Source organism: Empedobacter stercoris (assembly GCF_020281205.1).
Lineage (GTDB): Bacteria > Bacteroidota > Bacteroidia > Flavobacteriales > Weeksellaceae > Empedobacter > Empedobacter stercoris.
On sequence record NZ_JACXZC010000014.1, the window covers coordinates 1 to 25,588 of the forward strand.

General features: G+C 31.4%; 27 protein-coding genes and 1 tRNA gene. 12 read left to right on the forward strand and 16 right to left on the reverse strand.

The window, feature by feature from the left end; all coding sequences use genetic code 11:
- Positions 1-46 precede the first annotated feature (46 nt).
- The 3 genes from IF125_RS07950 to mce form a co-directional block, all read right to left on the reverse strand.
- Complete coding sequence (locus IF125_RS07950; RefSeq protein WP_225542118.1) at positions 47-976, reverse strand: helix-turn-helix transcriptional regulator; 930 nt, start codon at positions 974-976, stop codon at positions 47-49.
- 172 nt (positions 977-1,148) lie between these two features.
- A tRNA-Ile gene (locus IF125_RS07955) sits at positions 1,149-1,222 on the reverse strand.
- A 90-nt stretch (positions 1,223-1,312) separates the two neighbouring features.
- A complete protein-coding gene (gene mce, locus IF125_RS07960) occupies positions 1,313-1,711 on the reverse strand; it encodes a methylmalonyl-CoA epimerase (protein WP_225542119.1) in 399 nt (132 codons plus the stop codon).
- Between the two features lie 78 nt (positions 1,712-1,789).
- Between mce and IF125_RS07965 the strand changes: the two genes are divergently transcribed.
- Together IF125_RS07965 and IF125_RS07970 are read left to right on the forward strand one after the other, a co-directional pair.
- The gene (locus tag IF125_RS07965) at positions 1,790-2,545 is read left to right on the forward strand and encodes a tetratricopeptide repeat protein (RefSeq protein WP_225542120.1); all 756 of its coding nucleotides are present in this window, start codon (positions 1,790-1,792) and stop codon (positions 2,543-2,545) included.
- Between the two features lie 108 nt (positions 2,546-2,653).
- Entirely contained in the window at positions 2,654-2,992 is a 339-nt protein-coding gene (locus IF125_RS07970; RefSeq protein ID WP_225542121.1) for a hypothetical protein, read from the forward strand.
- A gap of 52 nt (positions 2,993-3,044) precedes the next feature.
- Here the strand turns inward: IF125_RS07970 and IF125_RS07975 are convergent, their stop codons facing one another.
- The 5 genes from IF125_RS07975 to IF125_RS07995 all read right to left on the reverse strand — a co-directional run bounded on the left by IF125_RS07975 (position 3,045) and on the right by IF125_RS07995 (position 7,076).
- Entirely contained in the window at positions 3,045-3,425 is a 381-nt protein-coding gene (locus tag IF125_RS07975) for a hypothetical protein (RefSeq protein ID WP_171622920.1), read from the reverse strand.
- Between the two features lie 30 nt (positions 3,426-3,455).
- The gene (locus IF125_RS07980; RefSeq protein WP_171622919.1) at positions 3,456-4,328 is read right to left on the reverse strand and encodes a tetratricopeptide repeat protein; all 873 of its coding nucleotides are present in this window, start codon (positions 4,326-4,328) and stop codon (positions 3,456-3,458) included.
- Positions 4,329-4,403: 75 nt separating this feature from the next.
- Positions 4,404-5,426 (reverse strand): AMP-binding protein, encoded by a 1,023-nt coding sequence (locus tag IF125_RS07985; protein WP_225542122.1) that lies wholly within the window; start codon positions 5,424-5,426, stop codon positions 4,404-4,406.
- A 1-nt stretch (position 5,427) separates the two neighbouring features.
- Positions 5,428-6,042, reverse strand: coding sequence for a DUF1684 domain-containing protein (locus IF125_RS07990; RefSeq protein ID WP_225539080.1), 615 nt, complete (start codon positions 6,040-6,042; stop codon positions 5,428-5,430).
- The gene (locus IF125_RS07995) at positions 6,039-7,076 is read right to left on the reverse strand and encodes an o-succinylbenzoate synthase (protein WP_225542123.1); all 1,038 of its coding nucleotides are present in this window, start codon (positions 7,074-7,076) and stop codon (positions 6,039-6,041) included. The genes IF125_RS07990 and IF125_RS07995 overlap by 4 nt, the downstream gene beginning before the upstream one ends.
- 256 nt (positions 7,077-7,332) lie before the next feature.
- Here IF125_RS07995 and IF125_RS08000 point away from each other — a divergent pair, with 256 nt between their 5' ends.
- The 6 genes from IF125_RS08000 (at position 7,333) to IF125_RS08025 (ending at position 12,791) form a co-directional block, all read left to right on the forward strand.
- Positions 7,333-7,536 (forward strand): hypothetical protein, encoded by a 204-nt coding sequence (locus tag IF125_RS08000; protein ID WP_225542124.1) that lies wholly within the window; start codon positions 7,333-7,335, stop codon positions 7,534-7,536.
- A 138-nt stretch (positions 7,537-7,674) separates the two neighbouring features.
- Positions 7,675-8,127, forward strand: coding sequence for a hemerythrin domain-containing protein (locus tag IF125_RS08005; protein WP_038337008.1), 453 nt, complete (start codon positions 7,675-7,677; stop codon positions 8,125-8,127).
- A 73-nt stretch (positions 8,128-8,200) separates the two neighbouring features.
- Positions 8,201-8,641, forward strand: coding sequence for an RrF2 family transcriptional regulator (locus tag IF125_RS08010; RefSeq protein ID WP_225542125.1), 441 nt, complete (start codon positions 8,201-8,203; stop codon positions 8,639-8,641).
- A 162-nt stretch (positions 8,642-8,803) separates the two neighbouring features.
- Positions 8,804-9,481 carry a class I SAM-dependent methyltransferase gene (locus IF125_RS08015; RefSeq protein ID WP_262903664.1) on the forward strand — a complete coding sequence of 226 codons (678 nt, stop codon included), beginning with the start codon at positions 8,804-8,806 and terminating at the stop codon, positions 9,479-9,481.
- Positions 9,482-9,539: 58 nt separating this feature from the next.
- Positions 9,540-10,256, forward strand: a complete 717-nt coding sequence (ric, locus tag IF125_RS08020; RefSeq protein WP_188319713.1) for an iron-sulfur cluster repair di-iron protein — start codon at positions 9,540-9,542, stop codon at positions 10,254-10,256.
- 132 nt (positions 10,257-10,388) lie between these two features.
- Positions 10,389-12,791, forward strand: a complete 2,403-nt coding sequence (locus tag IF125_RS08025) for an outer membrane beta-barrel family protein (protein ID WP_225542127.1) — start codon at positions 10,389-10,391, stop codon at positions 12,789-12,791.
- 90 nt (positions 12,792-12,881) lie between these two features.
- Here IF125_RS08025 and IF125_RS08030 read toward each other — a convergent pair whose 3' ends face one another.
- The 7 genes from IF125_RS08030 to IF125_RS08060 form a co-directional block, all read right to left on the reverse strand.
- Positions 12,882-13,541, reverse strand: coding sequence for a YggS family pyridoxal phosphate-dependent enzyme (locus tag IF125_RS08030; protein ID WP_188319711.1), 660 nt, complete (start codon positions 13,539-13,541; stop codon positions 12,882-12,884).
- A gap of 6 nt (positions 13,542-13,547) precedes the next feature.
- Entirely contained in the window at positions 13,548-14,795 is a 1,248-nt protein-coding gene (locus IF125_RS08035) for a DUF1015 domain-containing protein (protein ID WP_225542128.1), read from the reverse strand.
- A 33-nt stretch (positions 14,796-14,828) separates the two neighbouring features.
- Positions 14,829-15,779 carry a D-2-hydroxyacid dehydrogenase gene (locus IF125_RS08040; RefSeq protein WP_188319710.1) on the reverse strand — a complete coding sequence of 317 codons (951 nt, stop codon included), beginning with the start codon at positions 15,777-15,779 and terminating at the stop codon, positions 14,829-14,831.
- Between the two features lie 87 nt (positions 15,780-15,866).
- Entirely contained in the window at positions 15,867-16,937 is a 1,071-nt protein-coding gene (gene serC, locus IF125_RS08045) for a 3-phosphoserine/phosphohydroxythreonine transaminase (RefSeq protein WP_225542129.1), read from the reverse strand.
- 161 nt (positions 16,938-17,098) lie between these two features.
- Entirely contained in the window at positions 17,099-18,358 is a 1,260-nt protein-coding gene (locus tag IF125_RS08050) for an aminotransferase class I/II-fold pyridoxal phosphate-dependent enzyme (protein WP_225542130.1), read from the reverse strand.
- Positions 18,359-18,452: 94 nt separating this feature from the next.
- Entirely contained in the window at positions 18,453-19,490 is a 1,038-nt protein-coding gene (locus tag IF125_RS08055) for a PLP-dependent cysteine synthase family protein (protein WP_171622905.1), read from the reverse strand.
- A gap of 128 nt (positions 19,491-19,618) precedes the next feature.
- Entirely contained in the window at positions 19,619-20,770 is a 1,152-nt protein-coding gene (locus IF125_RS08060; protein WP_225542131.1) for a GlmU family protein, read from the reverse strand.
- A gap of 160 nt (positions 20,771-20,930) precedes the next feature.
- Between IF125_RS08060 and aroB the strand changes: the two genes are divergently transcribed.
- From aroB to IF125_RS08080, 4 genes are read left to right on the forward strand one after another with little or no spacing between them, the layout of a single operon-like run.
- Positions 20,931-21,983, forward strand: a complete 1,053-nt coding sequence (gene aroB / locus IF125_RS08065) for a 3-dehydroquinate synthase (RefSeq protein WP_171622903.1) — start codon at positions 20,931-20,933, stop codon at positions 21,981-21,983.
- Positions 21,971-22,507: a peptide-methionine (R)-S-oxide reductase MsrB gene (gene msrB, locus IF125_RS08070; RefSeq protein ID WP_317197133.1), complete on the forward strand. Its 537-nt coding sequence runs from the start codon at positions 21,971-21,973 to the stop codon at positions 22,505-22,507. The genes aroB and msrB overlap by 13 nt, the downstream gene beginning before the upstream one ends.
- A gap of 51 nt (positions 22,508-22,558) precedes the next feature.
- Entirely contained in the window at positions 22,559-22,945 is a 387-nt protein-coding gene (locus tag IF125_RS08075) for a hypothetical protein (RefSeq protein ID WP_171622901.1), read from the forward strand.
- Positions 22,946-22,954: 9 nt separating this feature from the next.
- Positions 22,955-24,292 carry an MATE family efflux transporter gene (locus IF125_RS08080; RefSeq protein WP_225539074.1) on the forward strand — a complete coding sequence of 446 codons (1,338 nt, stop codon included), beginning with the start codon at positions 22,955-22,957 and terminating at the stop codon, positions 24,290-24,292.
- 19 nt (positions 24,293-24,311) lie between these two features.
- On the opposite strand, the gene IF125_RS08085 is transcribed toward IF125_RS08080, so the two are convergent.
- Complete coding sequence (locus IF125_RS08085) at positions 24,312-25,583, reverse strand: TolC family protein (RefSeq protein ID WP_225542132.1); 1,272 nt, start codon at positions 25,581-25,583, stop codon at positions 24,312-24,314.
- Positions 25,584-25,588 lie beyond the last annotated feature (5 nt).

Genomic DNA, 25,588 nt, shown 5'->3' on the forward strand with positions numbered 1-25,588 from the left:
TAATTAAAGTTAATGATTTTTAAAACACTACCTTAAATTTTAGGTCTTAGATGTCCACTTTTTGCTGACGATTTACATGAATTAAGCTTTCTAATTCGTAATTCAGTTTAATATTCAATACCAAGACATTACCTTCAATCCACTGTTCTTCATGTAGTGGTTTAGTTTCAAGATAAGGTATAATATTATTCATTAATTCTATTTTAACCTTCTCCACTTGCTTATCTTGATAATTTGTAACCCCTATAATCTCATTAAAATAATTTTCGAAATCAATGGTGCTCTCAGTATACTCAAAAGTAGTACTTTCAACTAAAACAATACGGTCTAAAGCCAAAGTTTGAATATAATTTTCATTATGATTCATCCCTAACAAAAACCATCTCTTATTATATTCCTTTAAATAATAAGGTGATATTAAAACTTGAATTGGATTCACTTCGGTAAAAGGATGGTATAAGACTTCTAACACCTCTTTGTTAATAATCTGACGATATAATTGATGAAGATATTCAATCCCTTTTAAATATTCATTCCCTTCAAAACTGATTATTTTCTCTTTACTTGTATCAATATCCAATGCTGTTTCCAACTGGACCTGCATTTTACTTAACCAATCAAATCCAGGTAAACCTTTTATACGAGACATTGTAATTAATGCATCTTTTAAAACAGCAAACTCATTCGCATCTAAATCCTTTTTCATAAAAGAATAAGACGGATCTGAATATCTATAATAAGACTTACGACCTTCTTTAAATTTTTCAATTGGTGCAAAATTACCTCCAGAACCCTTCATAAAGTCTATATCGTATTGAATGGTTCTTTTTGATACAGAAATCTCATAACCATAATAATCTGAAAGTTTTTTAGAACATTTTTTTATAAGATCATCTAAAAAATATTTACGATGAAAGTTCGAGAAACAATCATCTAATATTTGATACCTTAAAAAGGCATTTTTAGTTTCTGACATTTATAAATTTTACAATAAAACAATAGCAATTATTAGCAAATATATAAAATGGGTATCAAACGGGTATCAAAACAATGGTAAAAAATGGTGATTTTAAAATGTAGTGAAATTGATAAATTATTAATAATCAGCATTATTAAATAAAAAAAGCACCTTTAAAAAGGTGCTTTTGTGGTCCCAGTTGGGCTCGAACCAACGACTTGCTGATTATGAGTCAGCTACTCTAACCAGCTGAGTTATAGGACCTGAATTTAAGCCATTATAACAACTACTTTCGCAAATAGTCTACTGCTTAATTCGAGTGCAATATTAAAGCATATTTTTTAAATAACAAAATTATTTTACATCTTCGCAAAGCTCTACCAGTACACCATTGGTTGTTTTAGGGTGCAAAAATACAATTCGTTTATTATCTGCACCTAACTTCGGTTGATCATTAATAAAAGTAAATCCCTGATTTTTAAGACGCTCGATTTCAACTTCGATATTATCTACTCCAAAAGCAATGTGATGAATACCTTCTCTATTTTTTTCTAAATATTTTTCAATTGCACTGTCTTTTTTTTCAGAACCTACCAATTCAATCTTCGATTCTCCTACTTCGAAGAAAGATGTACGCACGCCTTCCGACTCCACAGCTTCTTCTTTATAAGGTGCTTTTCCTAATAATTTCTCGAATAAATCATTTGATAATCCCAAATCTTTTACGGCAATCCCTATATGTTCTATTTTCATGTGTGTTGTTTTGTGTAAAGATAAACTTTTCTGAAAATTTTTATTTAAAATTTAAAGAGATTGTTGTAATATTGAACTATGAGTTTTTATGAAGATGGGAGTCAATATCTCCGCAAAGGTCAGTATAGAAAGGCGATTGATTATTTTACATTATCGATTAAACGTCAAATAGAAGTGGCAAATTCATATTTCGGACGTGGATTGAGCCAGTATTATATGAAACAAAATACAGATGCAATCAAGGATTTTGATAAAGCAATTGAATTAGATGATAAAAATCCTAACTTCTATTTTTATAGAGGTATGGCGAATTTTAATCAATATAATCCTACAAAAGCAGCTGAAAACTTTGATAAAGTCATCGAAATTGATCCAAATAGTTTTGTCGCTTATCATCAAAAGGGTTATGTATTGATGAATTTAAACAAATATGACGATGCAATTGCTTGTTTTAATAAAGCCTTAGAAATTAATCCAGAATACGAATCTTGTTACCATAATCGTGCATTTTGTTTTGATCAATTAAAACAATTTGATCAAGCCATTGAAGATTATTCAAAAGTGATTGAAATGAAACCACATTTCTTATCGTTTTACAACAGAGGAAATACTTATTTTGTATTAAATGATTTAGACAATGCATTGAACGATTTTAATCAATCAATCGATTTAAATCCAAATCATTTCTTATCGTTTTACAACAAAGGTGCAATTTTAGAGAAATTAGAAAAGCAAGATGAAGCTGTTGAACAATACAAAAAAGCCTTGCAGTTGAACCCAGAATTTTATTTAGCTGCAGAACGATTAGCACAATTAGAAAATCAAAATAACTAAGCAACCGTTTCAAAAAGAAACGGTTTTTTTGATCGAATTCATTTCTTGACCTAAATCAATGTCTAACTTTTTATTATATCCTTTCTTTGCAAGGTAAACAAATCGGGTATGCAAGTGCAAATAGCTGTTTTTGGAAAAAATAAGGAGATTGTTGATACATTAGAACGTGTAATTAACAACAATGACAAATGGAAAGCATTTTGCACCTGCACGCAAGAGGAATTGAAATGGTTTGTCGCTGTAAACAAGGTCCAAATTGTTTTATATAGTAGTGGAATTGGTGCTTCGGAGTTAGAAGGTGTAGAAGAATGGATAAACACCTATTTTCCTACCATAAAACAAATACATCATTACGGTGGTGGAAGTGGTTTGTTAAAATGCGAAATTGATGGAGTTTTGGCTGGAATAAATCCAATCTCTAAACTTGAAGTGAATTTAATTGGTTAGTTTTTGTTATACAAAAAAGGCTTTTCAAAATTGTTGAAAAGCCTTTTTTATGTTATATCTCTTTTACAATCCAATAATCTCGAGAAAGCCCTACATCATTACGATTGATTGCTACTTCATCGCAGAAATCTAAAAATAATTCGTCTAAGGTTTTGTCAATTTTTGGAGTTGAACCAATTATTTTGGTTAATACTGGATTTGTTTCATGTTCCAACAATTTTCCAGAAAAATTTAAAATCGAATTGTCTTTAAAACCAATAAAAGTACTTGGTGCAAAAACCATTACCTCTTCAGCATCGATTACTAAAAATGTTTTTGATTTTTTGATCAATTGAATTGCTTTGGCTTTTTCCTGTTCAGTTCCCATTTCCAAACTTTCTAAAAACAATTCAACATTGTCAAAAATTTCTTCTTTATTTTGAACAAACTCCATCATATATATTTTGGCAAAAATAGAGATTTTTTAATCTTCTTTCAGTAAAATTTCAACTTCTAAATATTCATGATAATTTTTGACAAAATCTTGATCAAAATTTATATCATCCAAACGCATTTGTACACCTTTTTTATCGACATCAATATAATCTAAAACCGTTTGTACAGTATACATTTCGAAATATTGAAACGTTGGATAAAGCGTAATTTGTTTCAAGGTCAATGCCATTATAAAACAATTGATTCCATTAAAGTTAACACCAATATCAGCGAAGTTTTTGTAAAAAGAAATCAAATTTGTTTTGAGTTGAAGATTATAATTAAAACTTCTTAATTTGAAATTTTTTAACACCAAACGGTTCGTTGTTTTCAGAACAATTTCTTCTGTAATTTGAAGATTTTTACTCAATAATTCTAAAACTTTTTTGTCTTCAATTAATTGATAAAGAATATTTAAATATCGTTTAGCTGATTCAAAATCAAACAATTCCAAACTTACCAAAATCGATAAAAATAGAAAACGCTGATTAGTAGGGTATATAATTTCAATTTCTTTTAAATACTTTTTTGCTTCTTCAAATTTTAATTTATGAATGTAATATTCAGCAATATAAAAATTAGCAGCATACAGGTAATAATCTTCTTTCTTTGCTTCTAAAAGGTATAAAATTGATTCTTCGTTGAAGTTCAAGTTTCGTTGAACAACGCCCTTTAAAAAAAGTGCTTTTTTGTCTTTTGGAAATTCGTGCAACAGCTGATTCAATAAATCTTGCGCCTTAATCAATTGCTGAATCGGATTGTGGATAAACGAAAAACTTTTCCAAATTGGATATTGATTTTCATCCATCTCATCATCAAGAATTAAGAAAAAAATATCGTTAAAAAGTTTATTGTAGTCCACGGTATAAGTTTTTTAGTAGTGCTAAAATTAAGCTATTTTTAGATAAAATGCATGAAAAAATAAAATCAGCTATTTCTAAAACTGTTGTCGTTTTATCTTCCCGCTTTCCGTTCTCGGAAAAGTTTCTATAAATATAATTTCTTTTGGAACTTGGTATTTCGTCAAATCGACCAAAGAAAAATCTAAACTTCTTTCCTCGCCTTCCACTATTAAAATTAATTTTTGTCCTAACAATTCATCCGTTTTTGATGTCACATAAAAGGCTGAATGAATAAAAGGTTTCAGTTTATCTTCTATTTGTTCAGGAAATAATTTTATTCCGCCCGAATTAATCACATTATCTGCACGCCCAATCCAATTAAATTGACGTTTATTGATGATTTCAACAATATCATTTGTCACCACTCGCAAACCATCATACGGTGTATCAATCACCAAACAACCTCGATTATCTTGTGAAATTTTCACCTCATCAAAGGCTTCAAATAAATTAGAAACATTTTGATATTTTTTGTTCTGAACTTGTTTAAAAGCAATATGTGTAATCGTTTCTGTCATTGCATAGGTTTCGTAGACTTCGTTATCAAAAGCCGCCAAATCTAATTTAACTTTCTCTGAAAGCGCTGCTCCGCCAATGATTAATTTCTTACATTTTGAAACAAACGACAACGAATTTTCGACTTGCATAGGCGTTAATGCTACAAAATCAATCGAACCCAACTCTTTTTGAATTCCTTTTGAAATATCTTCCATCAAAATATTCGAAGTAGGTTGCATACAAATCAACTTTAACCCAATTTCTACTGCACGAACCAACATTAATTTACCCGCAATATAAGATACAGGCATCACCAACAAGGCTGAATCCCCTTTTTTCAAATTCAAGTATTTCCCTGTCATATTCGCACTTTTACGCATATTTTTTTTGGTTAGAATAATCTCTTTTGGCGTTCCTGTTGAGCCAGAAGTATGCGCAACCATGACTGTAGAATCAGAAAACCAATCATCTAAAAATGATTTGACTGTTTCCTCAAATTCATTGGTTGGTTGAATAGAATTGACATTAAAATTAGGGGTAGAAAAATCTAAATACAACATCTTATTTATGATAACTTACACCTGCATTAATCTCCACATCTAACACATTATTTGCCGGTGGAATTGGACAATTGTAATGCTTGCTGTAGGCGCAATATGGATTATACGCTTGATTAAAATCAATTGTTACTTCGTTTGAATTACCGCCAAAATCTTTTGTATTTAAATCTAAATATCTTCCTCCTCCGTAAGAAGTAACGCCATTTGTTTCGTCCATAAAAGGCAAAAACAAACTTTCTTCGTATTTCTCCATAATCGGATAAGATTGATAAATCGTTAACGTTTGCTCCATATCGTCAATCGTAAACGTAATTGTTCCGTATTCTTTGTAATTTTTGATTTTCTTCGCCGAAGTTGGAAATGGAATAACTTTTCCATCCTTAATTGGAGTAAAATTCGCTTTTACACGGTACTTTTCATTAATCGGAAAAAACGTAATTCCTTTAAAATTTGTTTTCTCCTCATCTACCAAAGGTGTTGTTTTAGGATTTGTATAAAATGACGCTAATTCAGTTTGATATTTTTGAATTGCGTTTGTATCAGTCATTTTATTTGCTGTTTGACAACTCATCAACACAACAACTGAGATTATTGCTACTAATAATTTATTGATCATAATTTGTTTCTAAATAAATATTCTCCTTTTAATTCTAATCGACTTGGAAAGTTATTGGTAAACAAACCGCCTGTTCCCAATCCTTGAGGCATCTCTGGATATAAAATTGCTGTCCATTGTGCAATAGCATTTAGTCCGATATTACTTTCCAAAGCAGAAGTAATCCAAAATGGAATTTCGTAGGTATCGGCCGCATTTATCCATTCCAAAGCCCCTCTTATTCCTCCTACTAAACTTGGTTTTAGAATAATATATTGAGGTTTAATTTTTTCTAACAATTTAAATTTATCCTCTTGTTGAACAATTCCTATTAACTCTTCGTCCAATGCAATTGGCGTTGGTGTGGTAGCACATAATTCGGTCATTTGTTCAATATTCCCTGCTTTTATGGGTTGCTCGATCGAATGAATTTTTAAGTCAGCTAATTGTTGTAACACAACCTTAGCTTCGTCAAACGTAAATCCTCCATTTGCATCAACACGTAATTCTAATTGTTCTACAGAAAATTCTGAACGCAATTGTTGTAAAATTTCATGCTCATTTTTCCAATCAACACCAATTTTCAGTTTAATACATTTATAACCAATCGCTAATTTTTCTTTGATTTGTTCACGCATAAAATCAATTGAACCCATCCAAATCAAACCATTTGTCTGAATACCTTGATCTCCTGAAGAAAATGCTGACTCGTACAAATTTGGATTCAATTTATCTGTATAAGCATCATTGTATCGATTAGTAGAAAGACTTTGAAAAGCCTGTTCTATTCCAAATTGTATTGAAGGCCAATCTCGTAATTGATTCCATAATTCCTCAATTCCTAAATCGATATGATCGCAAACCCATTGCAATTTTTCTTCATAATCTGGTCGATCATCAAAACTCAATCCTTTAAACAATCCACATTCACCAACATATTCTTTCCCATCTTCTTCTATCGTAAAAAGATACGTTAATTTCTCTGTCAAAATCCCTCGTGAAGTCCCGCTCGGATTTTTGAATTTCAATATATAAGGTTCAAAACTTGCTTTCATACCTCAAATTTAAACAATGCTTTTAGAAAAATATTGATTTAAATTAATTTTTCAATAAATCCAAACTCAATCGTTCACAATTTATCAATTAAACTATTTTTTTTTGAATCTCATTTTTATTTTATTACTTTATTTCTCAAAGTGATTTCAATAAATAGTTAGTTATGAATACAAAAATGCACCATAAACAATCTTTAATTTGTTGGAATAATTAGTCTAATAATAACAATTCCACTAATTGCTATGCAATTTACAAATGAAGTCAACTGGAGTTTATTTTGATTTTATTATTGCATTTATTTTACTGTCGGTTATTGGATTAACGATAAACTACATTCTACAACTGACTAACCGTTTACAAAATAAAATCTTTTTCTGCATAATGGTTTTACTCATTGGTTTATTAATATGGACTGAATTAGCTGTCGGAGTTTTCCGTAGTCCAATAGCAGGAAATTAGAATGATTTTTTTATTGAATACTTTTCCATTTATGTCAACCTAAAAAAGATCTGAAATACGTCTAAATTTTAAAATAGAATACTAAAAAGTATTTTATTGAAAAATTGTCATAACTTTAATTCACAAAAACAGTTAATTATGAAAAGAAGTGAACACATTGTCGTTTTATCAAAGGATCATCATTTTGGATTGCTTTGTAGTTGGAAAATTGAACAAGGTTTCTTTAAAAATATTGCATTAGAACGAATTGCATCTTATGTTGAATATTTTTGGAACAATCATCTTTCTGAGCACTTTAAACATGAAGAAACGATTATTTTTCCCTATTCAAACGAAACATACAACCAACAAATTAAAACCGAACATCAAGAATTAAAGGTTTTGGCACAAAAGATTGCTCAACATCCAGAGAAATCAATAGTAGAAAAATTTGCTCATTTATTAAAAAATCATATTCGGTTCGAGGAACGTGAATGGTTTCCTTACTTACAAGAAAATCTTGATGAAAGTGATTTGAAACAAATAGGTAAAAGATTAGAAAACTCGCACACAAAACCATTTGATAATTTTGAAGACGAATTTTGGAAATAATTAGAATTAATAAAACACCTTTTACTCTTTTATTAAAGAAATGATGTATATTTGTAGTGTAAAAGAATTGTAAATGTTATCAAAAACTTGTGAATACGCCATTAGAGCAGTAATTTATATCGCACAGCAAACCAAAGACGGAAATCGAGTTGGAATAAAAGATGTAGCGAAAGGAATTGATTCTCCTGAATATTTTATTGCAAAAATTTTGCAAGAAATGGTTCGAAAAAATCTTTTACAGTCTACAAAAGGACCAAATGGTGGTTTTCATCTCGATGAAAAAGATATGAAAAATTCATTGGCTGTAATTGTTAGACATTTTGATGGAGATAAAATTTTTAGTGGTTGTGCACTTGGACTAAAACGATGTTCAGAAAAAAATCCTTGTCCTTTGCATCAGCAATTCAAAGAAATACGAAATACTTTAAAGCATTTATTAGAAACAACTACTATCAACCAATTGGTTGAGAAATTAGATTCGCAAGAAGTATTTCTAAAATTAAATTTAGAATAAAATTTAGCTTAATAAAAGATAAAAAGGTCTTTTTATTTGAATTGAAAATAAAAAACTTACTCAAATGAAAAATGATACAATTGATAAAATGTCTGGACATTGGCTTCTTGCTAAAATAGGAAAAAAGTACTAAGACCTGGAGGAAAAAAGTTGACAAATGAAATGGTTGAATTGTTAGATATCAATACAAATGATGCGATTGTAGAATTTGCTCCTGGGCTTGGTTATACCACTTCTATTGTACTTGACAAACAGCCAACATCATACATTGGAATTGATTTAGACGAAAAAATTATCGAGAATTTAAATCAAAAATTTGATAATCAGAAAGCTGTTTTTCAATTAGGAAATGCTGCTGACACAAGACTTGATGACTGTTCTCAAACTAAAGTTTTTGGAGAAGCTATGCTAACGATGCATGCCAATCATCGTAAAAGTGAAATCATAAAAGAAGCTCATCGTGTTCTAAAAAAAGATGGATACTATGCAATTCATGAATTAGCATTAAAATCGAATAATATTTCAGATGAAATCAAAAAGAGCATTCAAAAAGAGCTTGCAATTACGATGAATGTTAATGCAAGACCATTAACAGTTGAAGAATGGAAAATTCTTGTAAAAGAAGAAGGTTTCGAAATTATTGAAATTAAAACAGCTGAAATGCGCCTGCTTGAACCTTCAAGATTAATTGATGATGAAGGATTTTCAGGATTTTTAACTATCATAAAAAATATTGCAACTCAAACAGAAGTAAGAGAAAGAGTAATAAAAATGAAGAAAGTTTTCAAAAAATACGAAGAACATTTGTGTGCATTTGTCATGATTGCAAAGAAAAAATAATAATGCTAAAAGGCTCAAAAAAAATTTAATTTAATAAAAGACAAAAAAGTATTCTATTATGGACATAAAAACAGATTTAATCGGAGAAATGGTTTCAGAAGATTTTAGAACTGCGGCGATTTTCAAAAAACATGGCATTGATTTTTGTTGCCGTGGTGGAAGAACCATCGAAGAAGCCTGTGAAAATAAAACTACAGATGTAAACAAAGTGTATAATGATTTGGAAAATTTACCTTCTCAAACCGAAGCTTCAATTGATTTTAAATCGTGGCCATTGGATTTGCTAAGTGAATATGTTGAAAAAATACATCATGCTTATGTGGAAGAAAAAATACCTGTTTTACTCGCTTTCTTAGACAAATTATGCAAAGTTCATGGTGAAAGACATCCAGAACTTTATGAAATAAACGCTTTATTTAATCAAACAGCTCAAGATTTGAGTGCTCATTTAAAAAAAGAAGAATTAATTCTTTTTCCATTTATCAAAAAAATGACTCATGCAAAGAAAAGAGGAATAGAATTAGAAGTTCCTCATTTTGGTACAGTTGAAAATCCAGTTCACATGATGGAACATGAACATACCGCAGAAGGTGATCGTTTTGCAAAGATTGCAGAACTTACCAATCATTACACTCCACCAGCAGATGCGTGTAACACTTATCGCGTGACCTATGCAATGTTAGAAGAATTCGAGAATGATTTGCATACTCATATTCACATCGAAAACAACATTCTATTTCCAAAATCTATTCAATTAGAAAAAGAACTTAAATAAGTTTATTCACTCCCAATAATCCCCTTATTGGGAGTTTTTGATTCTTTAATTCATTATTATTTAAGATATTTTCACTTATAGTTTTGTAACTTTTTGATGATTGATGCGTCTTATTTGTAAACAACCCTATAAATGAAAAAATATTTTCTTCCAATTATTTGTATTGCATCTGTTCATACTTTTGCTCAACAAGAAATAAAAGGAACTTTTCAATATACCAATCAAGCTCCAATATCGTTAGCAGATGTAATCATTTTTCAAGGCGAAAAAATTATAGATGAAATTTCTACTGACGAAAATGGGCACTTTACGGTTATTTTAGAAGAAGGAACTTATACGTATAGAATTGAAGAAGCTGGAATTTTACTTCATTCATCCTCTCTCACGATTACGAATCATACGGATTTAGGAATTATTTTAGTTCCTAAAACAGAGAATGTATCGTTAACAGAGGCTGTCGTAACTGGCCAAAAAAAATTAATTGAAAAGAAAGTTGATCGAATCATTTTTAATCCAGAATTAGCCGAAGGCGCAAAAGGAGGAAATGCCTTAGATGCGTTAAAACTTGCACCACGTATCAAAGTTGAAGAAGCTACAGATGCGATTTCTATCATTGGAAAAGGTTCTGTAAGTGTGATGATTAATGATCGTTTGATGCAAATGAGTAGTGAACAATTAGCCAATTATCTAAAAACTATCCGAACAGAAGATATCGATAAAATAGAAGTTATCACCAATCCACCTTCAAAATACGATGCAACTGGAAATAGTGGAATCATTAATATCGTATTGAAAAATGCAAAACAAGAAAGTTTCAATGGCTCTATTTCAAGTTCTTATAGTCAGCAAAAATATCCAGGTTTTAACTTAAATGGGAATATCAATTACCGAAAAGGGAAATGGACCTTAACCTCGAGTGTTTATAGTGGTGTTGGAAATTGGTACAATGAAAGTGAAAATTCGACTATTTATCCTGATCAGAAATGGTTGACAAACGGAAAAAATAAAAATGAGAACCAGTATTATGGTGGAAGAATTGGTATTGACTACCAACTAAACGATTTATTCATTACAGGATTTAACTTTGACTATTCTGATGGAGATGGGATGAACAAAGGGAATTCCATCACTTCTATTTTTGATTTAACAAATAATACCTTAAACCGATATATGACAACCAACAGAGATGGTACGACTTGGGATTGGGGGTATCTTGGATTGAATTATCATATCATCAAAAAATTTAAACAAGAAGGAAAAAAGTTAACATTTGACTTCGATTATTCGAACAATATAAACGATAACAACAGCAAAAATATAAGCAACGAATTTGATTCAGATTGGAATCCAATTGATAATAAATACGACAACAACTATAGTTTATCAGAAAGTTCATCGGATCGATTTAATGTAAGTCTTGATATGGAGCATCCTGTTAATTCGTGGAAAATGAATTATGGAACACGTTTGCGTTGGGCTAAAGATAAAGCAGACAATCACCGTTACTCAAAATCAAATCCAACTGAAGATTTCCAAGAAGATGTTAATTTCTCGAATAACTATCAATATAACGAAAATGTGTATGCACTTTATTATTCAGTCGAACGAGAATTAAATGAAAAATGGACAGCTAAAGTTGGTTTACGTTACGAACATGCACAATCAAAAAGTATAATGGATGATCCGCAATATAATTACAAAAAAGAGTATGACGGTTTATACCCTACTGCCTATTTGATGTATCAATCTTCGGAAAATCATTCGTTTACCCTAAACTATTCGCGCCGTGTAGATCGACCATTTATTTGGTATTTAAATCCGAGAACAACCAAACAAAACGAATACAGTTACTATGAAGGAAATCCAAATCTAACACCTTCTAATTCTAATAATTTCGAATTAGAACATGCCTATAAAGATTTATTTGTATCGAGTATTTATTACAGAAATGCAACTGATCTTTTTGAACAAGTCGTTATCTATGATCCTGAAACGAAAATTTCGCTTTCTAAACCATTTAACATCGGAAAAACATATAGTATTGGATTTAGTGAAAACATCAATGTAAAACCATACAAATGGTGGAAAATAAATGCTTCGGCAGATGTTTTTTATCGCAAAACCACAAGTAAAATTCCTGAAATGAACTATACATTAGATGGTATGAATGGTGAATTTAGAATTACAAATAATTTAGATTTAAACAAAAAGAAAACCCTTTTTGCAAATTACTCGTATTCGTATTACACAAAAAGCACAGATGGCTTGGATAAATTTGGAGATTTCACGCGACATAATATTGGGTTAAGAGCAATGGTTTTTCAAAAGAAATTGCAAATCTCTGCCAATATTTCTAACCTTTTCGAAAACAAAAATGGTTCATACACAAGCATTTCTAATAATGTTATAAATACTGGTGTAAGCCAATCTTACAGATCGTACCGAATTGGAATAAGTTATAATTTTGGAAAACAATTCAAAATAGAACGATCAAAATCTAACCAAGAGCAAAGCGGAGGCGGAGGAAATGGTTAACATATAAAAACTTTTTCATCAAAACTAAAAATACAAAAACCCTAAAACTTATCATTTTAGGGTTTTGTTATTTTAAAAAAAATTAGTCCATTATATGGAATAATTTCGATGTCCAAAAATCGAACTTCCAATGCGAACCATTGTACTACCTTCCTCTATTGCAATTTGGTAATCACCTGACATTCCCATGGATAAAATGGTTATATTTTCAAAATTATTTTTCAAGAAATCAAAGTTAGATTTTAAGGTCTTGAATTCATTTCTGATCTGATTTTTATCTTCGGTAAATGTTGCCATTCCCATCAAACCTACTACTCTAACATGAGGCAAATGCTGAATTTCTTCTTGCATAATTTGTCGAGTTTCCTCCACATCTAATCCAAATTTAGTCTCTTCATCTGCAATAAATTGTTGCAATAAAACATCGATAATACGATTGTTTTTCTCTGCTTGTTTATTAATTTCTTTCAACAATTTTAGACTATCAACTCCGTGAATCAAATGCACAAAAGGCGCCATATACTTCACTTTATTGGTTTGTACATGTCCAATCATATGCCAACGAATATCCTTAGGAAGAACTTCGTACTTGTCGCACATTTCTTGAATTTTATTTTCACCAAAATCTCTAATTCCAGCTTCATAAGCTTCTTGCAAATCTTCAACAGGTTTTGTTTTAGAAACTGCAACAAGTGTTACATGATTAGGAATTGTCGTTTCAATTGTTTTTAAATTATCTTGAATACTCATTTTATATTATTCTTTCAAATCAAATACTGCAAAACCACTCAACGGTTTTGGTTCGATGTACGTACTTTTTGGAGGCATTTTAAGTCCTAAATCCGAAATCAATTGTAGATCTTTTACATCGACAGGGTAAAAAGCAAATGCAGCGATATAATCGTGATGATCTACTTTATTTTTTAAAGCTTCTATTCCATCTTTGTCACGCGTTCCACATTCGTAATGAACACGTTTATCTTTCTTTGTATCTTCAATTTTTAAAATTGGTTTCAATACAGTTTCTTCAAAAATATACGTATCCAATTCACTCAAACCTTCTGTCATCAATATACTATTTTTGACATAAAGACTATAATATTGACCATCTAAATACATTACCAAATGATGTTTTTTGGTCGGAACAATTAATTCATCATTCTTTGGAATAATCTCATAATATTCTTCTAAACGTTGAATAAATTCTTCGGAAGATAATCCATTCAAATCTTTAATTAAACGATTATAATCATTAATAATCAATTCTTCATTCGAAACCAAAAGCGCTAATGTATAATTAAACGCTTCGTCGCCATAAACCTCTTCTTTAGAAGTTTCTGTTGCATATCTTGTATAACGCTCGGAACTTTCCATACGATGATGACCATCAGCGATGTATAATTCATCTAACTTTTCGATTGAATCTTTCATTTGTTTTAAATTCAATCGATTATCAACTCTCCACAACAAATGTTGCGAACCATTAGGATCATCTATTTTCAGAATAGGTTTACGCTTCATCTCTGTATCGATCAACAAATCTACTCGTTGAGCAGGTTTGTAGGTCAACAAAACAGGTTCTGCATGAAAATGAGATTCTTTCAGATATTCCGCAAATAATTCCACGCGACGTTCTAACGTTTCTTCGTGTCTTTTGATTTTATTGTTTCTATAATCATCTATATTGACAAGTCCTAAAAGACCTTTTGTCTCGCGACCATTTGCCTGAATCACTTGATAAATATAATAAGATGATTTATCTTGAATCAGTATTTTCTTCTCGATAAATTTTTCTAAGTTCTGACGAACTTTTCTGAATTTTTCTTTCGGATCTTGAATAGAATCGTCCCAAGTTGGTAGAATAATATGCAAAAAAGTGTTTTCTCTTGTGTTGATATAAAAATCCACTTCTTCTTTCGAATATTGATTCACCGCAAGGGTAACAAATTCTTGAGAAGTTTCCTCCGTTGGACGAATTCCTTTGAATGGTTTAAATTGTGGCATTTCAGTTAACTTTAAATAGAATAAAAAACAAAATTATTTTCCGTAAATCTCTACGATTTGCGCTGCTAATTCAGTTCCAATTCGATCTTGAGCTTCATTTGTAGACCCTGCGATATGTGGCGATAACGACAATGCTTCGTTCATCAACAATCCCATTTCAGGTGTTGGTTCTTTCTCGAAAACATCTAATGCAGCACCAGCTACTTTACCATTTTCAATGGCATCAACCAACGCACGCTCATCAACAACTCCACCACGTGCAGTATTAATCACAATTACACCATCCTTCATTTTAGCAAATTCTTTTTCTCCTAAAATGTATCCATCTTGAGCAGGTACATGCAACGAGATAAAATCTGCTTTTGTAATGACTTCATCAAAATCGACAGAAGTAATGGAGAAATTCACTTTTTGACCATCAAAAAACTCTAATTCGATATCGCGAGTTGCAGGGAATTTATCATACACTAATATATTCATTCCTAAACCGATTGCTTCACGAATTACTTCTACTCCAATACGTCCAAAACCAATTACACCCATTGTTTTCCCTCTCAATTCGATTGCTTTTGCGTACGCTTTTTTCAATCCATTGAAATTAGAATCACCCTCTAAAGGCATGTTACGGTTTGCATTGTGTAAATTACGAACAATAGAAAATAAATGCGCAATTACAAACTCTGCTACAGATTGCGAAGAAGATGCGGGTGTATTAATTACTTGAATTCCTTTGTTGCGTGCATATTCAACATCGATATTATCCATACCAACACCTCCACGACCAATAATTTTAAGGTTTGTTGCATCGATTAATGGTTGACGAACTTTTGTTGCAGAGCGTACCAAAAGTACTTCGATGTTATTTTGATTGATATAATTTTCTAATTGTTCTTGTGCTACATGAGCTGTTATGACTTCGAAACCTTTTGCTTCTAAAGCTTCTTGTCCTGCTTTAGAAATTCCGTCGTTTGCTAATATTTTCATTTTATTATTATAGAATTAAGATGTGAGATTTTAGATGTTAGATAAAATATTTCTCAATACTAATATCGAGCATCTAATGTCTAATGATTAACCAAATTTTTGTTCAAATTGTTTCATCACTTCTACCAAAACTTGAACTGATTCTAATGGTAAAGCGTTATACATTGATGCACGGTATCCACCTACATCACGGTGACCAGCAAGTGAAACAATTCCAGCTTCTTTTAATAAAGCATCAAAATCAGCTTTTAAATCTTCATTATTCAAAACAAAAGTTGCATTCATTTGCGAACGATCTTCTGTAGCAGCAGTTCCTGTAAACAATCCATTACGATCAATTTCTGTGTACATGGCGTCTGCTTTTTTAGTATTTACTTTTGCAATAGCCTCTACTCCACCTTGTTCTTTTAACCATTGTAAGTTTAACATAACTCCATAAATCGCAATTACAGGCCAAGTATTGAACGATGATTCTTTTTTGATATGCGTTTCGTAATTTAAATAATCAGGAATATTACGTCCTGTTTTACCTAATAAATCTTTCTGAACAATTGCAACTGCAGAACCTGCAGGTCCCATATTTTTTTGAGCTCCAGCGTAAATCACACCAAATTTTGAAACATCTACATGTTTTGACAAAATATCAGATGACATATCACAAACCATAGGAACCGGAGAATTTGGAAACTCTTTTATTTGTGTTCCAAAAATCGTGTTGTTTGATGTACAGTGAAAATAATCCACATCTGTTGGAATAGAATATCCTTTTGGAATATAGTTGTAATTTTTATCTTTAGAAGATGCAATAACTTCTATTTCACCGAAACGTTTTGCTTCTTTAATAGCGTTCTCAGCCCATTTCCCAGTTTGCGTATAAGCAGCTTTCCCTCCTTCTTTCAATAGATTATAAGCAACTGTAGGAAATTGCAAAGAAGCTCCTCCTTGCATAAATAAAACATCATGCGATTCTGGAACATTCATTAATTCTTTTACCAAAGCTCTTGCTGTATCGATTACTTCAACTGCATCTTTACGACGATGAGAAATTTCTAAGATAGATGTTCCTGAATGATTGAAATCTAAACAAGCTTGCGCCATTTTGTCGAAAACAACTTGTGGTAAAATGCATGGTCCTGCACTAAAATTGTGAATTTTCATAATTAAAATTATTGTGTATTTGTGTGTATTAAATTGTAACAAATATAGTAAATCAAAAATTCTTATAAGCGATTCTAAAGCTAACTTTTGAACAGACTTACAAACAAAAAACCCCAAACTGTAAAAGTTTAGGGTTATATAATTTCTGAATGAATTCTTTTTTAGTATTGAACGAAATCAACATTCAATTCTTCAGCCTTTCTTTTGTAGTAACCATCTGCTAATTTATCTTTAATTTCTGCGAAAGAATTTAAAGTATATTCGATGTGCTCATCTTCGTGAGCAGCTGTTGGGATAATACGGAAGATAATCATTCCTTTTGGAATAACTGGATATACTACTACAGAAACAAAAATTCCGTACTCTTCGCGCATTTCTTTTGCTAAAACAGTTGCTTCGATAGGAGAACCATTCAATACGATTGGTGTAACACAAGTGTTAGACCCTCCGATATCAAATCCTCTTTCTTGTAAACCTTTTTGAATTTTTTCAACGTTATGCCATAACTTATCTTTAAGCTCTGGGTGATTACGTAATAACTCAAGACGTTTTAAACCTCCGATTACCATTGGCATAGTCAATGATTTTGCGAAAATTTGAGAACGTAAGTTGTATTTTAAAATACGAATAATATCTTTATTACCAGCAATAAAAGCTCCGAAACCAGCCATCGATTTTGCGAAAGTAGAGAAATAGATGTCAATTGCATCTTGACAACCTTGCTCTTCTCCAGCTCCAGCTCCAGTTTTACCTAAAGTTCCAAAACCGTGTGCATCATCTACTAATAAACGGAATTTATATTCATCTTTGAAAGCAGCAATTTCTTTCAAGATTCCTTGTTTACCTGTCATTCCGAAAACACCTTCTGTAATCACTAAAACACCTCCGCCTTGTTTGTCAGCTAATTTACGTGCACGAATAATTGTTTTTTCGAAACTTTCGATGTTATTGTGTTGGTAAATAAAACGTTTTCCGAAATGTAAACGAACACCATCAACAATACAAGCATGACATTCAGCATCATAAACGATTACATCATTTTTAGAAACTAAAGCATCAATTGTAGATACCATTCCTTGGTATCCAAAGTTCATTAAATAAGCAGATTCTTTTTGAACGAAATCAGCTAATTCTTGCTCTAATTGTGCGTGATAATCTGTTTGTCCAGACATTGCACGAGCTCCCATAGGGTAAGCCATACCATATTCTGCAGCAGCGTCAGCATCAGCTTTACGAACTTCAGGGTGATTAGCTAAGCCTAAGTAGTTATTGATTGACCAAGTAATTACTTTTTTTCCTTGGAATTCCATTACTGGTCCAATTTCTCCTTTTAATTGAGGAAAAACATAATAACCTTCACCGTAATCAGCGAATTGACCTAATGGTCCAGGATTTTGTTTTAAACGTTCAAAAATGTCCATTTTATTATAGTTTAATTTTTTGATTAATTGAAAAAAAAGTAGAAAGTGAACAAACACAACCTACTTTACTATTTAATTTTTACAAATATACGTATTATTTAATTCGTTCTACAGTTGCACGAGCTTCTAAACCATTAAGCCTGCTGTTTGTAAAACCTTCTTCCGCCATCCATTCGTCGCTAAAGACTTTTGTCATGTAACGAGATCCGTGGTCTGGGTAAAGAATTACAACCAAAGAATTCTCATCGAATTCTCCTGCTTCAGCCAGTTGTTTAAACGCTTGTGTTGCAGCACCTGAAGTATAACCTGCCATAATTCCTTCTTTCAAAGCAATTTCTCTTGTACGATAAGCAGCTTCTTCGTCAGTAACTTTTATAAATTTATCAACCATTTCAAAATCTAAAGCTCCTGGTACTAAATTTTTTCCCATTCCTTCGATTCTGTACGGATAGATATCATTTTGATCAATTTTACCCGTTTCGTGATATCCTTTTAAGATTGATCCATAAGCATCAACTCCAATGACTTTTACATCAGGATTTTGCTCTTTTATGTAACGTGCACTACCTGTCAAAGTTCCTCCTGTTCCTGTACATCCAATAAGGTGAGTAATTTTACCTTCCGTTTGATTCCAGATTTCAGGACCTGTTGTTAAATAGTGAGCTTCTGTATTCCCTTGATTAAAATATTGATTTATATAAAGAGAATTTGGTGTTTCCGCAGCAATTCGTTTTGCCACTTCATAATATGATCTTGGATCATCAGCAGGTACATTCGCTGGGCATAAAAATACTTTTGCACCCATTGCTTTCAAAAATGAAATTTTTTCTGCTTTTGTTTTATCCGATACCGCTAAGATACATTTGTATCCTTTTACGATAGCAACCATCGCTACTGCAAATCCAGTGTTACCTGAAGTTGTTTCTACAATAGTAGCACCAGGTTTTAATAGACCTTTTTTTTCAGCCTCTTCTATGATATGTAAAGCTATTCTGTCTTTTGTTGAATGTCCAGGATTGAAACATTCTAACTTTGCATAAACTTCGCCTGGAATGTCTTGGTTAATTCTGTTTAACTGAACTAATGGAGTATCTCCAATTAACTCTAAAACGTTTTTATATTTACCAGTCATTTCACAAATATTCTTTTCTAACAAAAAGCAAAATTACGGATTTTTTAATTAATTGTTAAAAATTTAACTTGTAAAATTAATTTCTAACAATTTTTAACTAAAAATCTAATTATTTACTTTTTATTAAATTAGTTATTATTTAAATTAAAAATATGTTTTAAAATCTTCTCATCAGTAGAAGTAAATTCCACTTTTCTTCTTTCCATCATCTTCTCTGCAGCCTCGCAAGCACGTTCAAAACTAAATATTGGTGCATCTGATTGTCCTCCCCAACTATAATGTTTGATCATATTTGGTGGAAACCCAGATTGAAAAACGTTGGCACAAACACCAACAACTGTACCAGTATTAAATTGTGTATTAATTGCAGATTTTGCATAATCTCCCATAATCAATCCGCAAAATTGTAAACCAGTTTTTACAAATCGAGCCTCTTTGTAACTCCATAATTTCACCTCTGCATAATTATTTTTAAGATTTGAATTGTTTGTATCCGCTCCCAAATTACACCATTCACCAATTACAGCATTTCCTAAAAAACCATCGTGTCCTTTGTTAGAATAAGCCATTAAGATTGCATTATTCAGTTCTCCTCCCACTTTACAAAATGGACCAATTGTACAACCTGAATAAATCTTTGCACCCATGTTTATCTTTGCATGTTCACACAAAGCTAATCCACCTCTAATCATAGAACCTTCCATAATTTCTGCATCCTTTCCAATATAAATTGGACCTTCAGACGCATTCAAAATCGAAAATTCTACTTTTGCACCTTCTTCAAGAAAAATTCTTTCAGCGTGTAAAACTTGGTTTGTTTGTGAAATTGGTTGTGACTTTCTACCTTCTGTTAATAAATCATAATCAAACTCTATTGCTTGGAAATTATAAGTAAATAAATCCCACGAATTTTTGATATGAATAATTTGATCTAACTCAATAATTTTGGTCGTAATCTTTGGTACTGCTTCTGTTGTTCTAACCGCTACAAGTTGATTTTCAAAAACAATAGATGTATTTAATTCTATATTTTTTATGGCTTGTATTAACTCTTTTGTCGGAAAAAATGAAGGATTAATGAATATATTTTCTGATTGTAAATGTGTCGAAAATTTTTCTTCTAAATAGTGTTGAGTTTTATATGAAATGGACGAATTTAGAATTTTCTCCCAACGTTCGGCAAAGCTTAAAACTCCCATTCGTAATGACGCTACTGGCTTAGTAAACGTCAGTGGCAAAAGATTTTCCCATTCTTCACCATCAAAAAGAATTATATTCATTAATTAAGAATTTGTGCAAATTTAAAATAATTATTCTATAAGCTCATACGTTCAATAGAGTTTTATCAATATAACAGCCTAAAATAAATCATTTAAAATATTTGGTTGATGTAAAAAGGTCGCCGTAATTTTAGGCACATTTAAAAAATATTTTTCCGTTTTGAAATCAGCTCCGATTCATTTTGGTTCAATCGCATATATATTAGACGATTACCTTGCAAAAAACACTTTTTCTTCTATCTTCTTTTTGGTAGATGAAAACACACATGTGCATTGTTTACCAATCTTATTAGCTGATTTGGATAACATTTCTGCTTACGAAATCCTTGAAATTGATTCGGGAGAAGAAAATAAAAACATCGAAACCGTAAATAATCTTTGGTTAGCATTAAGCGAATTGGGTGCAGATCGTCACTCATTGGTTATAAATGTTGGCGGTGGTGTTTTAACCGATATGGGAGGTTTTATGGCTTCCACCTTTAAACGTGGTATCAAGTTTATCAACATTCCAACAACATTATTATCTCAAGTAGATGCTTCTGCAGGTGGTAAAAATGGAATTGATATAGAAGGAATGAAAAACATGGTCGGCACATTTAATCAACCCGAAATGGTATTGGTTGATCCCAATTTTTTATTGACTTTGGAACAACGTCAGGTAAAATCTGGCTTGGCCGAAATGTTAAAACATGGATTAATTAAAAATCGTGATCATTGGGATAATTTAGTTCAATTACCTTCTCATAACGCCGAATCTTTAGCGCCATTTATTATGGATTCTATCCAAATAAAAGAAAATGTTGTGGACAATGATCCTTTTGAAAAAGGTGAACGTAAGATTTTAAATTTTGGCCATACCATTGGTCATGCAATCGAAAGTGAATCGTTAGAAACAGATTTTCCACTTTTGCATGGAGAAGCAATCGTAATCGGAATGATTATTGAGACGTTTCTTAGTTACGATCAAGAATTAATTTCTAAAGCTGATTTAGAAGAAGTGTGCGAAAGCTTTGCCTCGATGTATGCATTAAATACAATTGACATGAAGATTTTCCCTAACTTGATGAAATGGATGAAACACGACAAAAAAAACCAAAACAATGCAATCAACTTTAGTTTGATTAATAAAATTGGACATTGTCGTTATGATGTAGTTTGTACTGAAGATGAAATCAGGCAAGCATTTGAAAAATATAACCAATGGATTGCTTAATAAAATATACCTCTTTTATTGTTGTATCGTTACTTGTAAACTTTAGCGTTTCATGTACTTCGCAACACAAAAAAGATGAACAAAAAGTAGAACAACCACAAAATACGATTGCGATGAATGAGAAACCTCAATTTAAAGTAAATAAAACGGAAGAAGAATGGAAAAAAGAACTTACTTCGGAAGAATACTACGTTTTAAGAGAAGCAGGAACAGAACGTCCATTTACTGGAAAATTTAATATGCATTTCGAAAATGGTATTTACACTTGTGCCGCTTGTAACGAAGAATTATTTTCTTCCGAATCTAAATTTGACGGACATTGTGGTTGGCCAAGTTTTGATAAAGAGATTGCAACTGGAAAAATTGTAGAACGTGTAGATTCTTCGCATGGAATGATAAGAACCGAAATTCTTTGTGGAAATTGCGGAAGCCATTTAGGCCATGTTTTTGATGATGGTCCTACACAAACGGGTTTACGATATTGCATAAATTCACTATCTTTAGATTTTAAACCTCAAAAATAATTTTTTTTTAAAAGCTGTTCCAAAACAGCTTTTTTTAATCCAATATCTTATATGAAAGCACTTCGTTTTATTATCATTTTTATCTTATTGTTATTAATTTATAATGGTATTTACAATTATGATTTAATGATTAATGTGAGAATGACTGATCGTCCTATAAACCCATTACGTTATATCTTTTTCGGATTTTATTTTGTACTAATTCTTTTCAATTTAATTGAATTTATTCGAGGAAAATTTAATTACGGATCATTCAAAAAGGTAATTTATTATTTAATTTTTGCTGGATATTTAGGTTGTATTTTCATGTTCAAATACAATGATTACAACATTCCAGGATTACCGCTTTTGGGATATTTCTTTTTAGTCGGAATTACGTTATTCATGTTAAGTCAACTCATCAAAAACAAACCACCTTACAAACGTGTAAAACAATAATACGTTAGTATGAATTTGGTTTCGGATAGAATTACGTTCAAACAAATCAATCAACTTGCAATTCCAGCCATTTTTTCTGGAATTGCCGAATCGTTGATTACATTAACCGACATCGCAATGGTTGGTAACGTATCTGAACATTCTGTAGAAGCCCTTGCTGCAACTGGTTTAGTTGGATCTTTTTTATCTGGTATAATTTGGATCGTTGCCCAAACGAAAACATCTATTTCATCTTTGGTCTCTCAAAGTCTTGGTGCAAATAAATTAGAAACTATCAAAAACTTGGTTCCTCAAGCCTTGTATTTTAATATCTTTTTAAGTTTATTGATTTTTATTCCAACTTACTTTTTTGCTCAACATCTTTTCGAACTTTACAATGCCACAGATTTAGTTCTTCAATTTTCGGTTGAATACTATAAAATCAGAGCTTTTGGATTTCCTCTTACACTTATTTCATTAACGCTTTTTGGCGCTTTTAGAGGAATACAGAATACTTTATGGGCAATGAAATGTAGTTTAACAGCAGCGATAATCCATGTTTTTTTAGATTATATTTTGATTTTTGGTATTGAAGGACTTATTCCTGCATTAAATATCAAAGGCGCTGCTTACGCGAGTCTTATTGCACAATTGATTATGGTTATCATGGCGTTTTATTACTATTTTACAAAAACCTCATTCAACCTAAATCCTGGAACATCGCTACATCCTTTATTTAGAAAATATATCAACCTTAGTTTTAATTTTATCTTACGTACAGCTTCACTTAATGTCGCTTTTTTCCTAGCCAACTCCTATGCCACGGATTATGGAAAAGATTATATCGCTGCGCAAAGTATTCTGATGAATATTTGGTTATTTTTCTCCTTTTTTATTGATGGATATGCAGGAGCTGGAAATGCTATGGCAGGACGATTGCAAGGCGAACGAAATTATCCTAAACTTTGGATTCTAAGCAAGGATATTTCCAAATACTCTGTTCTAATTGCTTGTATTTTGATTGCAATTTGTTTTGTTTTTTATAATCAAATAGGTGCAATTTTTAATCAAGATCCAAATGTACTCAACATTTTCAATGCTGTTTTTTGGATAGTTTTAATGATGCAACCTATTAATACACTTGCTTATATTTTTGACGGTTTTTTCAAAGGAATGGGAGATGCTAAACTACTTCGAAACAACTTGATTTTTGCTACTTTTTTAGGCTTTTTACCTACTCTTTACCTCACTGATTATTTCGGATTGAACATTTATGGTATTTGGATTTCTTTTGGCGTTTGGATGTTTTTACGCAGCTTTCCATTGATGTATATTTTTAGAAAACGAGTATTGAAACATGAGATTTAGCAGTTTTAAATAATTCCCTTTAAAAATCAATATCCCACATCCCCACTGTTCTTTCAAGTTCTATTAATCCTGATGCACAATTAAATAACATCTCTAAATATTGAACTTGTATTTCGTTGTATGTGCGTTGGGCATCTAATACTTCCAATAAAGAAGTATTCCCTCTACTGTAACTGTATTTTTTTGCTTCTACTATTAAGTTAGCATTGTTTACAATTTCATCATCAAATTGTTTCATTTGTTTTTTATATGCCTCGTACCATGTATATGCTTCTTTTACTTGAGTTTTAATTTCTAGCTCAATTTGTTTATAATTTAATTCTGCTTGATTCAGCTGAATTTTAGATATTTTCAATTCATTATTGTATCTGTTTGAAAATTTTAAAGGAATATTCACTCCCCCTTTTATTTGTGTAAACTGAGGGGTTTCAGCAGCTAAATTCCGAACTTCTCCTGAATGTTCAACACCTAGCATCAACCCCAAATCTATTGCACGATTAGCTTTGGCTAACGCTATCATCTTTTGACTAACCTCTTTACTTTGTAATGCTGCGGACAGATCAGTACGATTATTTATTGCTATTTCAACCAAATGATCCAAATCAAAATCTCGGTAAAATGTTCTCAATTCACCAACAGTCGTAATTTGATTTACTGAATCAACTCCCATAAAAATAGCCAATCGAATATATGATGCTGCTAAATCTGTTTCTGCTTGAGTGACTTCATTTTTTAATGTTTGAGCTTCTAATCGACTTTGTCTAGCGTCAGTTTCTGAAATATCCCCCAACTTGAACCTCATCTCATCCGAATTTGCAAGCTGATTCACCATTTCATAAGAATTCTTTTTAACATTCAATAACTCTCTCTGATAGATTGTTTGTAAAAAACCCAATGTTGCATCAGCTTTTAAATTTTTAAAGTAATCCAAAAGAATCAGTTTCGTCAATTCATATTCGCTTTTAGCCAAATTAATTCGAGCTTTTCTTTTTCCTCCTAATTCTACTAACCATCCAACTTCTGCTGAGTATCCTATTCCCATCTTTCTGTTGGTTTCTCCATTATCAAAATATGCAAACTGAAGTTCTGGATCCTCAAATGCTTTTGCACTAATAATTTCCGATTCAGCTATAGCTACATTAAAGCGTTCTGAAGCCAGTAAGATGTTATTTGTTTCGACTGTTTGGATAAACTTCTTATACGCTAGTTCGTACCCAGTAGTTTGTTGAGCCATTAATAAACTATTTGGAAGTATTAAAACACAAACCAATATAAACCAATATTTCTTCATTTTTC

Coding starts and splice junctions, on each gene's coding strand:
- mce (WP_225542119.1), bottom strand. CDS start 1,711: ATGAAAATAGAACATATAGGGATTGCCGTAAAAGATTTGGGATTATCA.
- IF125_RS08080 (WP_225539074.1), top strand. CDS start 22,955: ATGAATTTGGTTTCGGATAGAATTACGTTCAAACAAATCAATCAACTT.
- serC (WP_225542129.1), bottom strand. CDS start 16,937: ATGAAAATTCACAATTTTAGTGCAGGACCATGCATTTTACCACAAGTT.
- IF125_RS08015 (WP_262903664.1), top strand. CDS start 8,804: ATGGTTGAATTGTTAGATATCAATACAAATGATGCGATTGTAGAATTT.
- IF125_RS08050 (WP_225542130.1), bottom strand. CDS start 18,358: ATGGACATTTTTGAACGTTTAAAACAAAATCCTGGACCATTAGGTCAA.
- IF125_RS08000 (WP_225542124.1), top strand. CDS start 7,333: ATGAAGTCAACTGGAGTTTATTTTGATTTTATTATTGCATTTATTTTA.
- IF125_RS08075 (WP_171622901.1), top strand. CDS start 22,559: ATGAAAGCACTTCGTTTTATTATCATTTTTATCTTATTGTTATTAATT.
- IF125_RS08035 (WP_225542128.1), bottom strand. CDS start 14,795: ATGCCACAATTTAAACCATTCAAAGGAATTCGTCCAACGGAGGAAACT.
- IF125_RS07995 (WP_225542123.1), bottom strand. CDS start 7,076: ATGAAAGCAAGTTTTGAACCTTATATATTGAAATTCAAAAATCCGAGC.
- IF125_RS08060 (WP_225542131.1), bottom strand. CDS start 20,770: ATGAATATAATTCTTTTTGATGGTGAAGAATGGGAAAATCTTTTGCCA.
- IF125_RS08025 (WP_225542127.1), top strand. CDS start 10,389: ATGAAAAAATATTTTCTTCCAATTATTTGTATTGCATCTGTTCATACT.
- msrB (WP_317197133.1), top strand. CDS start 21,971: ATGGATTGCTTAATAAAATATACCTCTTTTATTGTTGTATCGTTACTT.
- IF125_RS07975 (WP_171622920.1), bottom strand. CDS start 3,425: ATGGAGTTTGTTCAAAATAAAGAAGAAATTTTTGACAATGTTGAATTG.
- IF125_RS08030 (WP_188319711.1), bottom strand. CDS start 13,541: ATGAGTATTCAAGATAATTTAAAAACAATTGAAACGACAATTCCTAAT.
- IF125_RS08040 (WP_188319710.1), bottom strand. CDS start 15,779: ATGAAAATATTAGCAAACGACGGAATTTCTAAAGCAGGACAAGAAGCT.
- IF125_RS08055 (WP_171622905.1), bottom strand. CDS start 19,490: ATGACTGGTAAATATAAAAACGTTTTAGAGTTAATTGGAGATACTCCA.
- IF125_RS07965 (WP_225542120.1), top strand. CDS start 1,790: ATGAGTTTTTATGAAGATGGGAGTCAATATCTCCGCAAAGGTCAGTAT.
- IF125_RS08085 (WP_225542132.1), bottom strand. CDS start 25,583: ATGAAGAAATATTGGTTTATATTGGTTTGTGTTTTAATACTTCCAAAT.
- IF125_RS07990 (WP_225539080.1), bottom strand. CDS start 6,042: ATGATCAATAAATTATTAGTAGCAATAATCTCAGTTGTTGTGTTGATG.
- IF125_RS08010 (WP_225542125.1), top strand. CDS start 8,201: ATGTTATCAAAAACTTGTGAATACGCCATTAGAGCAGTAATTTATATC.
- ric (WP_188319713.1), top strand. CDS start 9,540: ATGGACATAAAAACAGATTTAATCGGAGAAATGGTTTCAGAAGATTTT.
- IF125_RS07970 (WP_225542121.1), top strand. CDS start 2,654: ATGCAAGTGCAAATAGCTGTTTTTGGAAAAAATAAGGAGATTGTTGAT.
- IF125_RS08005 (WP_038337008.1), top strand. CDS start 7,675: ATGAAAAGAAGTGAACACATTGTCGTTTTATCAAAGGATCATCATTTT.
- IF125_RS07950 (WP_225542118.1), bottom strand. CDS start 976: ATGTCAGAAACTAAAAATGCCTTTTTAAGGTATCAAATATTAGATGAT.
- IF125_RS07985 (WP_225542122.1), bottom strand. CDS start 5,426: ATGTTGTATTTAGATTTTTCTACCCCTAATTTTAATGTCAATTCTATT.